The organism is Stenotrophomonas sp. 01N47, from assembly GCF_056399165.1.
On record NZ_JBFTQU010000001.1, the window covers coordinates 242,858 to 256,802 of the forward strand.

The 13,945-nt window shown below is 66.7% G+C and carries 15 protein-coding genes; 11 read left to right on the forward strand and 4 right to left on the reverse strand.

Going from position 1 to position 13,945, the window contains the following annotated elements:
* Positions 1-74: 74 nt before the first annotated feature.
* Positions 75-560, forward strand: a complete 486-nt coding sequence (locus tag AC1DKR_RS01070) for a TspO/MBR family protein (protein WP_363733372.1) — start codon at positions 75-77, stop codon at positions 558-560.
* On the opposite strand, the gene AC1DKR_RS01075 is transcribed toward AC1DKR_RS01070, so the two are convergent.
* The 4 genes from AC1DKR_RS01075 to AC1DKR_RS01090 form a co-directional block, all read right to left on the reverse strand.
* Positions 557-868: a hypothetical protein gene (locus tag AC1DKR_RS01075; RefSeq protein ID WP_363733373.1), complete on the reverse strand. Its 312-nt coding sequence runs from the start codon at positions 866-868 to the stop codon at positions 557-559. The genes AC1DKR_RS01070 and AC1DKR_RS01075 overlap by 4 nt on opposite strands.
* Before the next feature lie 71 nt (positions 869-939).
* Complete coding sequence (locus tag AC1DKR_RS01080; RefSeq protein ID WP_478030502.1) at positions 940-1,623, reverse strand: NAD(P)H-binding protein; 684 nt, start codon at positions 1,621-1,623, stop codon at positions 940-942.
* 19 nt (positions 1,624-1,642) lie between these two features.
* Positions 1,643-2,317 carry a ChrR family anti-sigma-E factor gene (locus AC1DKR_RS01085; RefSeq protein ID WP_025874475.1) on the reverse strand — a complete coding sequence of 225 codons (675 nt, stop codon included), beginning with the start codon at positions 2,315-2,317 and terminating at the stop codon, positions 1,643-1,645.
* Positions 2,314-2,937, reverse strand: a complete 624-nt coding sequence (locus tag AC1DKR_RS01090) for a sigma-70 family RNA polymerase sigma factor (protein ID WP_025874474.1) — start codon at positions 2,935-2,937, stop codon at positions 2,314-2,316. Before AC1DKR_RS01090 ends, AC1DKR_RS01085 begins: the two co-directional genes overlap by 4 nt.
* A 144-nt stretch (positions 2,938-3,081) precedes the next feature.
* Here AC1DKR_RS01090 and AC1DKR_RS01095 point away from each other — a divergent pair, with 144 nt between their 5' ends.
* From AC1DKR_RS01095 to AC1DKR_RS01140, 10 genes are all read left to right on the forward strand, one after another.
* Positions 3,082-3,849, forward strand: a complete 768-nt coding sequence (locus AC1DKR_RS01095; RefSeq protein WP_478030504.1) for a hypothetical protein — start codon at positions 3,082-3,084, stop codon at positions 3,847-3,849.
* An 84-nt stretch (positions 3,850-3,933) separates the two neighbouring features.
* Positions 3,934-4,890 carry an acyl-CoA desaturase gene (locus tag AC1DKR_RS01100; RefSeq protein ID WP_478030506.1) on the forward strand — a complete coding sequence of 319 codons (957 nt, stop codon included), beginning with the start codon at positions 3,934-3,936 and terminating at the stop codon, positions 4,888-4,890.
* A gap of 1 nt (position 4,891) precedes the next feature.
* Positions 4,892-6,169, forward strand: a complete 1,278-nt coding sequence (locus AC1DKR_RS01105) for an NAD(P)/FAD-dependent oxidoreductase (protein ID WP_478030508.1) — start codon at positions 4,892-4,894, stop codon at positions 6,167-6,169.
* Positions 6,166-6,933, forward strand: coding sequence for a DUF1365 family protein (locus AC1DKR_RS01110; RefSeq protein ID WP_088100037.1), 768 nt, complete (start codon positions 6,166-6,168; stop codon positions 6,931-6,933). Before AC1DKR_RS01105 ends, AC1DKR_RS01110 begins: the two co-directional genes overlap by 4 nt.
* Positions 6,930-8,195, forward strand: a complete 1,266-nt coding sequence (locus AC1DKR_RS01115) for an SAM-dependent methyltransferase (RefSeq protein ID WP_218787557.1) — start codon at positions 6,930-6,932, stop codon at positions 8,193-8,195. The genes AC1DKR_RS01110 and AC1DKR_RS01115 overlap by 4 nt, the downstream gene beginning before the upstream one ends.
* Before the next feature lies 1 nt (position 8,196).
* A complete protein-coding gene (locus AC1DKR_RS01120; protein ID WP_394195693.1) occupies positions 8,197-8,739 on the forward strand; it encodes a DUF2878 domain-containing protein in 543 nt (180 codons plus the stop codon).
* Entirely contained in the window at positions 8,739-9,515 is a 777-nt protein-coding gene (locus tag AC1DKR_RS01125; protein ID WP_032974665.1) for a DUF1295 domain-containing protein, read from the forward strand. Before AC1DKR_RS01120 ends, AC1DKR_RS01125 begins: the two co-directional genes overlap by 1 nt.
* Before the next feature lie 5 nt (positions 9,516-9,520).
* The gene (locus tag AC1DKR_RS01130; RefSeq protein ID WP_442243621.1) at positions 9,521-10,597 is read left to right on the forward strand and encodes an SAM-dependent methyltransferase; all 1,077 of its coding nucleotides are present in this window, start codon (positions 9,521-9,523) and stop codon (positions 10,595-10,597) included.
* Between the two features lie 14 nt (positions 10,598-10,611).
* Complete coding sequence (locus tag AC1DKR_RS01135; RefSeq protein ID WP_033831173.1) at positions 10,612-11,145, forward strand: lipocalin family protein; 534 nt, start codon at positions 10,612-10,614, stop codon at positions 11,143-11,145.
* 191 nt (positions 11,146-11,336) lie between these two features.
* Positions 11,337-13,775, forward strand: coding sequence for an aminotransferase class V-fold PLP-dependent enzyme (locus AC1DKR_RS01140; protein WP_478030513.1), 2,439 nt, complete (start codon positions 11,337-11,339; stop codon positions 13,773-13,775).
* The last annotated feature ends 170 nt before the right edge of the window (positions 13,776-13,945 follow it).

A 13,945-nucleotide genomic window follows, 5' to 3' on the forward strand; every position in this document is an offset into this window, starting at 1 on the left:
GGCTGCATCCAGTCGCGACGCCTTTACGTACAACGCACTACCGAAGTTCGCGATTGTGCAGGAGGAAAGACACCATGAATGTCCGCAGGCAAGCAGTTGGCCTTCTGGGCTGGGCCAGCGTCACTTTTCTGGCGGCCGCACTGGGCGCGCGTGCCTCGATCTCGGCAGCGGATTTCTACGCAAGCCTGACGTTGCCGGCATGGGCACCGCCGGCCAGCGTGTTCGGTCCGGTGTGGACGGTGCTGTACGCATTGATGGCGCTGGCGGCGTGGCTGGTGTGGCGCCAGGGCGGATGGCGCGCGGCCGCGCCTGCGCTGGCACTCTATCTGCTGCAGCTGGCCCTCAACGTGCTGTGGAGCTGGCTGTTCTTCGGCTGGAAACAGGGGGCGTTGGCGTTCGCTGACATCGCACTGTTGCTGGCGCTGATCGTGGCCACGATCGTTGCCTTCCATCGCGTGCGTCCGGCGGCGGCATGGCTGCTGCTGCCTTACCTGGCATGGGTGACGTTCGCCAGCGCGCTCAACTACGCGGTGTGGCAGGCCAATCCGGCCGTGCTTTAGCCGCGCAATGCCTGAGGGCCTTGCGCTGCGGGCCGCCACTGGCGCAGCGCGCTGCCCCTGAAGGCCTGCTCACCGCAGCCGGTCGGGCAGCGCAGTACACGCGCGGCAGACGTGCTGACAAGCCCATCGCCCTCCTGCGCCTTGAATACGACCTCGCAGCACAGGCAACGCGCCACCAGCGAATACAGATGGACGATGCGGCCGCTGCCGGGATCCTGCAGTGCATTGACATCCAGCAGGTCGAAACGGCCGTTTTCAGGCGCTGGGCGCGATGGGCGAAGCAGGGAAGACGATGGCTGCAGGTTCACGTCGATGCGTCACAGAAGGATGAGCGACGACTGTAGTAGGCGCGATGTGCAGCAGATGTGCACCACACCCATCAGGCTGCAGCAACGCCCCCCAGTCGGTTGATCTGCGCACATTCCAGCACCGGCGGCGGGTCCGGCATCGTCGCCAGCACGATCATCGCGCGGCCGATGGCTTCGTTGCTGGTCACCAGTGAGGGCAGGACGCGGCCCGCCGCCGCCATCAGGGGACCGCCAAAGCGATACAGCGGCTTCAACGCCGCATGACGGGTGCCGGTGCCCGTCACCGGGCGCACCCCGGCGGGACGCAGCATGACGGTGCGCACCGCGAGCTGCGCCAACGCGGCCTCGGTCTCGCCCTTGATGCGCAGGGGCATGATCCGGCTGTGGGGATTGGCATGGGCGCCGGAGACATACAGGAACCGGCCGTCCGGATTCGCCTCGGCCCATGCTGCAGCCACGGCAAGGGTGGCATCGAGCGTCACCTTCCGATACTCGTCCTCGGCGGTGCCGACCGGCGGTGCTCCGGCACAATAGAAACACGCATCGAATCCGGCCAACTGCGGGCCCACACCACGGGCATGCTGGAAATCGGCCAGCACGATCTGCTCGATACGCGCGTCGAGCCGGGCCTTGCCGCGGACCAGGGCAGCGGTGCGCGCCACCTGCGGCGAAGCGAGGCAGGCACGGGCAACGCCCTGCCCGACCAGTCCGGTCGCGCCGGTCAGCAGAATCCGCAGCGGGCGTGTTTCGTACATGCGTTGACCTTGAAGAAGCCTAGAGTTTCACGAAGCGCTGGATCCGGCGGGCCAGCCAACCACTGAATACCAGCGGCGCATCCAGCGCGGAAACGCAGATGCACGGTACACCAGGCGCCGTTACCGGCTGGTGCTCGACCTCCTCGTCCAGGTCGGCCACATCGCCGGGCGCGAAAAGACCCAGCGCATCATTGTAGGAACCCCGCAGGATCTGTGTCAGTTCGCTGCGGCCATGGCTGTGCATCGGCAGGCATTTGCCCGGCGCGATCTTCAGCATGATCAGCGACGGCATCTGCTCGGCACGGATGCAATGCACTCCCGGCGCCATCCAGCGCCAGTGCAGCCGGCCCAGCGAATCGCCGAAGTACGGATGCAGCGACGTCGGCAGATGGTCCGGATCCGCCTCGGGGCGTTCGCGCGGCATCGACCGCAGCGGGCCTGGCACCGCGTCGGCCTGGACCTCGACGAGCTGGGCAAGCATCGCTTCGCGCAGGCCCGCCCGCCGCGCCTCGTCCGCCACGGGCTGGGTCTGCTCCAGCAGTGCGGCACCGATGGCCTCCGCTTCGCGCAGCCGCTGGCGGCAGTGCGGGCACTGCTCAAGATGGGTGCCGGCGACGATGCTCAACGGTGCCGGCAGAGCACCGGCGGCGTAGCTCATCAGCGTCGACTCATGCAGGTGGTGGTGCGGATTCATGGTGCACCCCCGACCTTCGACTGCAACTGCAGGAACGCTCGTCGCAGGTGTGATTTGACCGTGCCCAGCGGCATCCCAAGCGCCTGCGCGATCTCGCTGTGGCTCTTGGCCTCGAAGTAGGACATGCGAACCAGACGCGCCTGCGTGGCCGGCAGTTCATTGATGCGCTGGCGCAGGCGGGCATGGTCGGCAAACTGCTCGGCGCTGCTGCGCTCGCCGACGTCGGCGGCAGCGGCGTCTTCCACGGCTTCCTGCACCTGCATCCAGCTGCGTTCGCGACGCACGCGGTCGATGTGCAGGTTGCGGCCGATGCGATACAACCAGGTGCTCAGCGCACCTTGGGCAGGATCGAACTCGGCCGCGCGCAGCCACAGGCGCAGCAGGCATTCCTGGGCCAGCTCTTCGGCCACCGCTGCGGGTGCCCCAAGGCCACGCAGATAAATGCACAGGCGCGGCATGAAATGGTCGTAGATGCGCATGAAGCAGTCACGATCGCGCAGCCGGGCGACGCCATCCATCTCGCCGTTCCAGTTCGTTGGCTCGTTGCTGGGCTGCTGTGAACTGGACACGATCCGCGCGGTGTCGAAGGGATGGGAGGGACTGGCGGGAGGACGGTACATCGGCGGGGGCTGCCGTTGGGTGAAGAGGAGTCCTTCCCTCTACGCACGGTGGCGCCTGTTGGATGCACCCGGGATGGGTGCCAACGTGCATCCAGCCGGCGCCGTCGCGCGTACAGGCCCGCAAGCCTCCCATGGATCGCCCCGATGCGTCTTGCCTGGTTGCTGCTCTGCATGCCCTGCGCCGCTTCGGCCGCGCCGCTGCTGCGTTCGGAGGGCGTGGCCACCCTGGCCAACGGAGTCATTGCCTACCGCGAAGTGCATTGGCAGCGCGGCGCCGGCGATGGCAGCGAACGCTGGGTGGAATACCTTTGCCCTGCGGGCCAACCTTTCGCCCGCAAGCAGATGCCCGCCGCCACCCGGCCGCAGGTGCGGGGCTATGTGCTGCAGGACGCCCGCAGCGGCCAAGCGGCCGATGTGAGGGTCGACCCCGGCGTGGTCCGGGTCGACTGGAAGGAGGACACGTCCACGCCTTCCCGAACCAAGCAGCTGCCGCTGCCCCCGGATGCCGTGATCGACGCCGGCTTCGATGCCGCCGTGCGGGCCCACTGGCGGACGCTGCAGGGTGGAGCGTCGGTCAGCCTGCCTTTTCTGGTGCCCGGCCGGCAACGCTTCTACCCCGTGCAGGTGCAGTACCAGGGCCCGGTGCGCTGGCAGGGGCTTTCCGCCCATGCGGTGAATGTCCGCCTTGATACCTGGTTCGGCGCGGTGGCCCCACGTCTGTCGCTGGTCTACGCCGATGCTGATCGCCGCCTGCTCGAGTTCCGTGGTACCAGCAACCTGCGCGATGCACGTGGCGATTATCCGCAGGTGACCGTGCGCTTCGCCGCACCCGCAACCGAGCAGCCGGAGCAGCGCTGGCGCACTGAGCTGCAGCGACCGCTGGTAGCGAGCTGTGGTGTTACGAGCAGGTGAACATGCAGTCAGCTGCAATCCACTGCATCCAACCTGCACTGCAACGCGTAGAGGTAGGCAATCGACTTCCTCGGGCTTCCGTCCATGGCATCCGCAGCGCCTCCACTCCGCAGACGTTCGCGCCTGTTGCGCACCTTCCAGCGCTGGTTCGACACCGATGCCGGAAGCGAAGCGGCGATCGACGGCAGCCAGGGTGACCGCATCGACTGGCTGCGCGCCCTGCCCTTCGCGCTGCTGCACGTGGCCTGCCTCGGGGTGATCTGGGTGGGCGTGTCCTGGACAGCGGTTGCCGTTGCAGTATTCCTGTACGCGATCAGGATGTTCGCCATCACCGCGTTCTATCACCGCTACTTCTCGCACCGGACGTTCGAGGCATCGCGCACCGTGCAGTTCGTGTTCGCGGTCATCGGCGCCGCCAGCGTGCAGCGTGGCCCGCTCTGGTGGGCAGCGCACCACCGCCACCACCACCGCCACGCCGATCAACCGCAGGACCCGCATTCCCCGCGCCAGGGCGGGTTCTGGCGCAGCCATATGGGTTGGTTCCTCACCCGTAGCGCCTTTGCCACCGATCTGCAGCGCATTCCCGATCTGGCCCGCTACCCCGAGCTGCGCTGGCTGGACCGGTTCGACACCGTGGTTCCGGTGCTGCTGGCCGCTGCGCTGTATGGTGTGGGTGCGGTGCTCGAGCGTGTGGCGCCAGGCCTGCATACCTCCGGCCCGCAGCTGCTGGTCTGGGGCTTCTTCATCTCCACCGTGGTGTTGTTCCACGCCACGGTCACCATCAATTCGCTGGCGCACCGATTCGGCCGGCGCCGCTTCAAGACCCGTGATGACAGCCGCAACAACCTCTGGCTGGCGCTGCTGACCTTCGGCGAAGGCTGGCACAACAACCATCACTTTTTCCCCGGTACCGCGCGCCAGGGCTTCCGCTGGTGGGAGATCGACATCAGCTGGTATGGCCTGCGCGCGATGGCTGCGGTGGGCCTGGTGAAGGGCCTCAAGCCGATCCCGGCCTGGGTACTGGCCAAGGGAAGGCACTGACATGCGTATCGCGATCATCGGTTCCGGCATCGCGGGTCTGGCCAGCGCGTGGTGGCTGGACGGCGAGCATGACGTCACCCTGTTCGAGGCCAACGACTACCTGGGCGGCCACACCCACACCCACGAGGTGACGGTGGACGGCCGCAGGATGGCGGTCGACACCGGGTTCATCGTCTTCAATCCGCACCATTACCCGCTGCTGTCGGCGTTGTTCGACGAACTGGGCGTGGACTCGCAGCCCACCACGATGAGTTTCTCGATGCACAGCGAGCGCAGCGGCGTGGAGTACAACGCCACATCGCTCGATGGCCTGTTCTGCCAGCGCCGCAACCTGCTCTCGCCGCGTTTCTGGGGAATGCTGGCCGACCTGCGGCGCTTCTATCGCGACGCGCCCCTGCTGCTGGGCGAGGAGCAGGGCCCCACGCTGGGCCAGTACCTGCACAGCCAGCGCTATGGCGAAGCGTTCGTGCAGGAACATCTGCTGCCGATGGCCTCGGCGCTGTGGTCCTCGCCGACCGCGCAGGTGCTGGACTTCCCGGCGCGTTACCTGGTGCAGTTCATGGCCAATCACCAGATGCTGCAGATGACCGGGCGCGCGCCCTGGCGCGTGGTCAAGGGCGGCTCGGCGCGCTACGTGGACGCCCTGCGTGCGCGCTGGCGGGTGCATGAGCGGCTGGAATGCCCGGTGCATGCGGTCGAGCGCATGCCCTGGGGGGCACGCGTACACACCGCAACCGGCATTGAAGGCTTCGATGAAGTGATCCTGGCCTGCCATAGCGACCAGGCCCTTGCCCTGCTGGCCGACGCCGATCCGATCGAGCATGCGGTGCTCGGCGCGATCCGCTACCAGCCCAACGAGGCCGTACTGCACACCGACGCCTCCCTGCTGCCCGCCAACCGCAAGGCGTGGGCGGCCTGGAACGCGCATGTACCGCGCGACCCGACCGCACCCTGCACGGTCAGCTACTGCATGAACCTGTTGCAGGGGCTGCCCGGTGATACGCCGCTGGTGGTGACCCTCAACCGCAGCGAAGCCATCGATCCGGCCAAGGTGCTGCGCCGTCTGCAGTACGCGCATCCGGTGCATGATCCGGCTGCGGTGAACGCGCAGCGGCGCTGGGCCGAACTGCAGGGCCGGCGGCATACCTGGTTTGCGGGTGCGTACTGGGGCTGGGGCTTCCATGAAGATGGAATCCGCAGTGCCCGCCGCGTTGTGGATGCACTGCAGATGCGCGACGCCGGCGCGCCGCCTCCCCTGCAGGTGGAGGTGGCCGCGTGAGCGCCAGCGCCCTCTACTTCGGGCAGGTGGTGCACCGCCGGCACCATCCGCATCCTCATGCCTTCCGCTACCCCATCGCGCAGCTGCTGCTGGACCTGGACGAGTTGGACCAGGTATTTGCCGGGCGCTGGCTGTGGTCGGTCGGGCGACGCAACCTGGCAGAGTTCCGCCGCAGCGACTATCTCGGCGATCCCAGGACACCACTTGCAGACGCCGTGCGTGACCATGCCGCGACCGTGCTGGGGCGGCGCCCGGACGGCCCGGTGCGTCTGTTGGCGCACCTGCGCTTCGGTGGCCACGTGTTCAATCCGGTCAGCTTCTATTACTGCTACCGGGCCGACGGCAGCACCCTGGACTGCATCGTCGCCGACATCACCAACACGCCGTGGAAGGAACGGCACGCCTATGTTCTGCCTGTTGAAAGCGCACAGCCGCAGGGGCGCGCCCTGCGCTGGCAGTTCGACAAAGCCTTCCACGTTTCCCCCTTCATGCCAATGGATTGCCGCTACGACTGGCGCTTCACCGCGCCCGGCGATGACCTGCGCGTACATATGCAGGTCTGGCGCGACGGTGTCCGGCAGTTCGATGCCACCCAGGCCATGCAGCGACGCCCACTTGATGGCCGCGGCCTGGCCCGGGTACTGGCGTTCTACCCGTTGATGACCGTGCAGGTGGTAGCCGCCATCCACTGGCAGGCACTGCGCCTGTGGCTGAAGCGCAATCCCGTGCATGACCACCCCGCTCTTGCCGAGAAACCGCGATGAACGAGCTGAATCCTTCCGTTGCCCTGCCCCGCCCCGGCGCGGTGGACGCATTCCTGCGCCGGAGGCTGCTGGCGGTACTGGCGCCGCTGCGCGAAGGCGGGCTGCGGGTGCGCGACCCCTTGGGCGAGGTCGTCCTCGGTGATCGTGCCGGCGCACTGCAGGCCACGGTGACCATCAGCGATATGGCGTTCTACCGCAAGGTGGCCGCGCAGGGCAGCGTCGGCGCGGGTGAGAGCTACATCCACGGCGATTGGCACTGCGATGACCTGGTGGCCCTGGTGCGGCTGCTGGTACGCAACCGCGACCTGCTGGATGGCATGGAACGCGGGCCGGCGCGGATCGGTGGCTGGCTGCTGCGCGGCTGGAACCGCCTGCGGCGCAACAGCCGCGAAGGCAGTCGCCGCAACATCGCCGCCCACTACGATCTGGGCAATGACTTCTTCGCGCTGTTCCTGTCGCCGGACCTGATGTACTCCTCGGCGGTGTTCAGCGATGCCGGCGACTCGCTGGAAACCGCCTCGCGCCGCAAGCTGGACCGCATCTGCCAGCAGCTGCAGCTGCAACCCGGTGATCGCGTCGTCGAGATCGGTACCGGCTGGGGCGGGTTCGCCCTGCATGCCGCCCAGCACTACGGCTGCCATGTGACCACCACCACCATCTCCGCCGAACAGCACGCGCTTGCCGCCCAGCGTGTGGCCGAGGCGGGCCTGCAGGAGCGCGTGACCCTGCTGATGCAGGACTACCGTGATCTGCAGGGCCAGTTCGACAAGCTGGTGTCGATCGAGATGATCGAGGCCATCGGTGCCGAGTATCTGGACACCTACATGGCCACCCTGCAGCGGCTGCTGAAGCCCGATGGCGTGGCCCTGCTGCAGGCCATCACCATCGAGGACCAGCGCTACGAGCAGGCGCGTCGCAGCGTGGACTACATCAAGCGCTTCGTGTTCCCCGGCAGTTTCATTCCCTCGATCAACGCCATCCTGGCCGCCAAGACCCGGGCCTGCGACCTGCAGCTGATCGCCCAGCAGGATTTCGGCCACTCCTATGCACTCACCCTGCGCGCCTGGCGGCAGCGCTTCCTGGCGCAGTTGCCGGCGGTACGTGCGCAGGGTTTCGATGACCGCTTCTGCAGGCTGTGGGAGTTCTATCTGGCCTACTGCGAGGGCGGCTTCCTGGAGCGCTCGATCGGCGTGTCCCATCTGCTGCTGGCACGGCCGGGCTACCGTCCCGAGACGGACGTCCATGGCCAACGGGCCGGCTGACATGCGCCGCACCTGGGTCAACGTGATCGGCAACCAGCTGGTATGGCTGTGCGCCGTTGCCGGAGCCGGCCGCGGCTGGCAATGGCCGGCCCTGCTGTCGGCCACACTCTATGTCGGCAGCCAGTTGCTTGCCTCGACGCGGCCACGCCTGGAGCTGCGCCTGCTGTTGCTCGCGCTGGGGTGTGCCTGGCTGGTGGATGGCAGCGCTGCAGCCAGCGGTGCTGTGCAGTACGCCGCCGCACCGCTTGGATGGGTGCCGCCACCGTGGATTTTCGCGCTGTGGGCGGCCTTTGCGATGACGCTGACGGCGTCGATGGCGTTCCTGCAGCGGCACTGGATGCTGCCGGTGGCCCTGGGCCTGCTGGCGCCGCTGGCGTATCTGTCCGCGGCGCGGGGTTTCCAGGCCGTACATTTCACCGCCCCGGCCTGGCTGGGCGTGGCAACACTGGCGCTGGGCTGGTGCGTGGCACTGTCGCTGCTGTGCGCCGTCGCCCGTCGCGGAACGCCCGGCAATCGTGACACCCCATTGATCGGAGCAGCCTGATGAGCATTCTGTGGTGGGTACTGCTGTACGCCGTGCTGATCATGGCCTGGGGTTGGACCTGGCAGCGCAGGCAGCGCAACATCGGCATCGTCGATGTCCTGTGGGCAAAGGGCGTGGCGGCAGGCGCGCTGCTGCTTGCATGGCTGGGCGATGGCGCGCTGCAGCCACGCATCGCACTGGCCGTGCTCGGTGGCCTGTGGGGAAGTCGTCTCGCCCTGCATCTGTGGCGCCGCGTACGCAGCGAGGAGGAAGACGGTCGCTACCGCTATCTGCGCGAACACTGGCACGGCCACCAGGGCAGGATCTTCGGCTTCTTCATGGCGCAGGCGCTGTTGGTGGTGCTGTTTGCGCTGCCGTTCACGGCCGTGGCCGGCAATCCCCACAGCGACATGCCTGGCTGGATCGCAGCGGCGGTCGTCGTGTGGCTGCTCAGCGTGGGCGGCGAAGCACTGGCCGACCGTCAGCTGGCACGCTTCCGGGCCGACCCGGCGAACAGGGGCCGGACCTGCCGCCAAGGACTGTGGCGGTACACGCGCCATCCCAATTACTTCTTCGAGTGGCTGCACTGGTTCACCTATGTACTGCTGGCAGCCGGCTCACCCTTGTGGTGGCTGGCCTGGTCCGGGCCGGTGCTGATGTACGTGTTCCTGCGCTACCTCAGTGGCGTTCCCTTCACCGAGAAACAGGCGCTGCGCAGTCGAGGCGATGACTATCGCGACTACCAGCGCAGTACCCCGATGTTCTTCCCCTGGTTTCCGCGCAGCCCCAAGGAGTGATCCCGATGAACAGCACCCCGTCCCTTGCTCCGGTTGCCGATACGGAAGCCGGCCTTACCGGCTGGGCCGAGCGTGGCTGGCTGCCCGATGCGGCGCTGCGCGCGGGCATACGCCGCCTGTGTGCGCAACGCCTGGCCGAGGAGTCGAGCGGCAGCATGGAGGAGCAGGCGCATCGCTTCAGCCGCCGTATCGCCGAGCTCGCTGGCAGCCCACTGGCACTGCACGTGGATGCGGCCAACCGCCAGCATTACGAAGTGCCTGCCGCCTTCTTCCAGGGCTGCCTGGGGCGTCGCCTGAAGTACAGCAGCTGCTACTACCGCACCGGCCGCGAGACGCTGGACCAGGCCGAGGATGCGATGCTGGAGCTGTACGGGCAGCGCGCCGGATTGGCCGACGGCCAGGACATTCTTGAGCTGGGCTGCGGCTGGGGCTCGCTGACACTGTGGATGGCCGAGCGCTACCCGAACGCGCGCATCACCGCCGTGTCCAACTCGCACAGCCAGCGCAGCCATATCCTGGCCCAGTGCGAGGCGCGCGGGTTCGGCAACGTCGAGGTACTCACCCGGGACGTCAACCAGCTGGACCTGCCTGCCGCTGCGTTTGATCGCTGCGTGTCGGTGGAGATGTTCGAGCATGTCCGCAACTACGACCGCCTGCTGGGCCGCATTGCCCGTTGGCTGAAGCCGGACGGTGCGCTGTTCGTGCACATTTTCGCCCATCGCACGCTGATGTATCCGTTCGAGACCGAGGGCGACGACAACTGGATGGGCCGGCACTTCTTCACCGGCGGCCTGATGCCGGCAGCGGACACGCTGCTGCACTTCCAGCGCGACCTGGTGCTGGACCAGCGCTGGCTGCTGGACGGCACGCACTACCAGCGCACGGCCAACCATTGGCTGGCCAACCAGGATGACGCCCGTGAACAGCTGCTGCCGGTGCTGGCACAGACCTATGGCGACGAAGCGGCGGCACGCATCTGGTGGCAGCGCTGGCGCATGTTCTGGATGGCCTGCGCCGAGTTGTTCGGCTACGACGACGGCCAGCAATGGCTGGTCGCCCACTACCTGTTCCGCCCGCGTTGAAGGAGACCGCCCTCATGCGTATCGCATCGCTGTTCCCGCTGCTGGCCGTTGCCCTGTTCGGCGCAGGCTGCAGCAGCCACGACACCCGCCCCATTCCGCTGCCTCCGAAGGTGGACGTGCCGCGCTTCATGGGCGACTGGTATGTCATCGCCCATATTCCGTCCCGGCCCGAGCGCGAGGCCTTCGACGCGGTGGAAAGCTACGCGCTGCAGGCCGATGGCCGCATCCAGACCACTTTCACCTATCGCAAGGGCAGCTTCCAGTCGCCACAGAAGTCGATGCACCCGGTGGGCCGTGTGGAAAAACACGGCAATGGTGCGGTCTGGGGAATGCAGTTCATCTGGCCCATCCAGGCCGAATACCTGATTGCCTGGCTGGATGAGGGCTACACCCAGACCATCGTGGCCCGCAGCAAGCGTGACTACGTGTGGTACATGGCGCGCACGCCGCAGGTGAGCGAAGCGGACTACCAGCAGGCGGTCGCCCGCATCAAGGCAATGGGCTACGACACCGGCAAGCTGCGCCGGGTGCCGCAGTCGGTGCGCTGAGCGATGTTGCAGAACGGAATGATGCAAGCGCCGAATGGGGCCGTTGCCCCATGAATGGGGGAATAAAGGGCTATCCGGCCTTTCACGGATTATCAATCCTGCTTTATGTGATTAATATCACTTAAAGACATTTACTCCGATGCAATAAAGGCGGCGAAGATTCACCGGCCTCCGGCCACAGGGAGCGTGCCATGCAGGATGTCTCGCCGCATCAGTGCAAGGTTGTATCCGAACGGAAATGGTCTCTCAGCACGTTCATGGAGTTCTATGAGCGCGTACTGAGCCAGCGCATTTTCGGTCCCTACGGAAAGCTGCTGGCCGAGGAGATCGCTGGCGACATCCGGGCCGGTTTCAACGCGTCCGACGTTCTGGAGGTCGCCTGCGGCACGGGGGTCATCACCGCGAACCTTTACCAGCACCTGAGCAGGCCGCTCGGCCTACGGTTGGTCGCCACCGATCTGTCGGCGATCGCCGTGAACGTGGCACGCGGCGTGCTGAGCGATGAGGTGCAGCGCAACGTGCCCCTCCTTGCCGACGTGGACATGGCGGAGCTGCCCTTCGCCGACGCCAGCTTCGACGTCATCGTCTGCGGGTTCGGCTTGATGTTCCCGCCGGACAAGGCGCGCGTCGCCCGCGAGTTCAGGCGCGTGCTCCGCCCTGGCGGACGGGTCTACGCCACGGCATTCCACTACAACCAGCTGTTCGCGCTGGCCCGCGAGCAGTCACGGCAGCACTTCGGCATGCCCTCCCGGCTGATGGATGCAGCCCTGAGCCTGACCGACCCGTCGCCCATCACACGCGCGTTCGCGATCGAAGGACTTTCCCCGCGCGAGGGCGAGATGGCTGAACTGCGGCCCCTCGCGTTTGCCATGGGGGACGCCGATGTGCGCGAGTTCCTGTTCAACGCCTGCATCCTTCTGGAGGAGTTCAACCAGTGCGACGCCCCCAGCAGGGAGCGCTATCTGGACGCGATGCTGGACGCCGTCCATGCAGCAGTGCCAGACCGGCGCTACCAGGTGGAAGCCTGGTTGCTGCGCGGCTGTGTGGATGCTGCACACACCCCAGCGCAGGCTGCAATCCGGGCGCCGGATTTCTCACCCCTGCTGGCGTTCCACCTGCCGCTGCAGCAGGATGCGCGCGCGATGCGCGGCTTCGAAAGCGCTCGCGCACAGTTCCTCGCCGACCATCCCGAATATCCCCATGATCAGGTCGAGGCCATGCGCCAACAGGAATACGCGCGGCTGGATGAGCAACAGGTGACCTATCTGGATCACGTGGGCGGAACATTGCCACCCGACAGCCTGCTTGAGCAGGATTACCAGGCACTCAAGCGGACGATTCTCGGCAATCCGCACAGCGGATCGAAAGCATCCCAGGACGCGCTTCATGGGGCGTGTGAGCAGATCCACGCCTTCTTCGGAACCACGCCGGAGGAGTACGAGATACTGTTCACCGCCAATGCCAGCAGCGCAATCCGTTTGGTGGCCGAGTCATTCCCGTTTCAGGCCGGGTCGCAGGCACTGCTGACCAAGGACAATCACACCTCGGTACACGGCTTGCGCGAGTACGCAACGGCGAAGGGCGCACAGGTGAAGTACATTCCGCTGGATGACGAGCTGCTGTTGCATGAAGGGCTGATGTGGCGCGCGTTGCAGCGGCTGCAGCCCGGCGCCCCGCATCTGCTCGCCTTTCCCGCGCAATCCAATGCGACCGGCGCCCGGCACGATCTGGCCTGGATCGAGCGGGCCCAGGCGCATGGCGCGACGGTGCTGTGTGACGCGGCAGCCCTGGTGCCGCAATACCGGCTTGACTGCGGCCGTCATCACCCCGATTTCGTGGTGGCATCGTTCTACAAGATATTCGGCTACCCCACCGGCGCGGGTTGCCTGCTCGCCCGGCGGGCCGCACTCGACCTGCTGAAACCGCCGTCGTTTGCCGGTGGTGGCGTGTGCTACTACTCCGGGCCATGGTCACCCACCGATCGCCTGCTGTACCGCGATGCGGGCCAGCGATTCGAAGTCGGCACGCCCAACTACGCCGCCTTCCCGGCCATCGCCAGAGGCTTTGAATTCGTGGCTGCGCTGGGCGGAGTGGAAGCGGTCGCATTGCGCTCGCGTGCGTTGGCCGAGTGGCTGCAGGCGCAGCTGTCATCGCTTCGCCACCACATCCGTGGCGAGTTGCCGTTGTGCCAGATCTATGGCCCGCCCGCTGCGCAGCGGGGCGCGACGCTGATGCTGAACTTCTTCGACTGCTATGGTTCGATCCTGCCGCACGCCCGCATCAAGCGCGCCGCAGACCGGTTCGGCATCACCCTGCGCAATGGCTGCTTCTGCAACCTGGGCGCCGTCCAGCAGGCGACCTACGCTACCGCAGGCGCCGAGCACTGTGAACTGGACAAGACCGGGAAGATTCTCGACTGCACCACATTCGACGAGAAGATCCTGGAGAAGGGTGATTGCGGTGCGGTCAGGATTTCGTTCGGGCTGGGATCGAATTTCACCGATGCGTATCGCTTCCTGCTGTTCGCCACCTGCCTGCTGGACACAGATGCTTCAGGCCTGGAATGTGTGATGGAGCAATCATCGGCACCGGCTCCGGAACCCCGGGTTGCCAGCACTGTGCAGGCTTGAGTCGCTGCGGGGCCGTGCCCAGGCCGGACTGTCGCATTGCGGCGATGGGCTCCGGAACGGGTGCCGCTGATCGGCCAGGCCGGATCAACCGCACCCTGGCCTGTGACGCAAGATGAATGGGGGTCCGCCCGGCCGCTAGCCGCATGCAGCCCGCCTCCTCTATAGTCAGC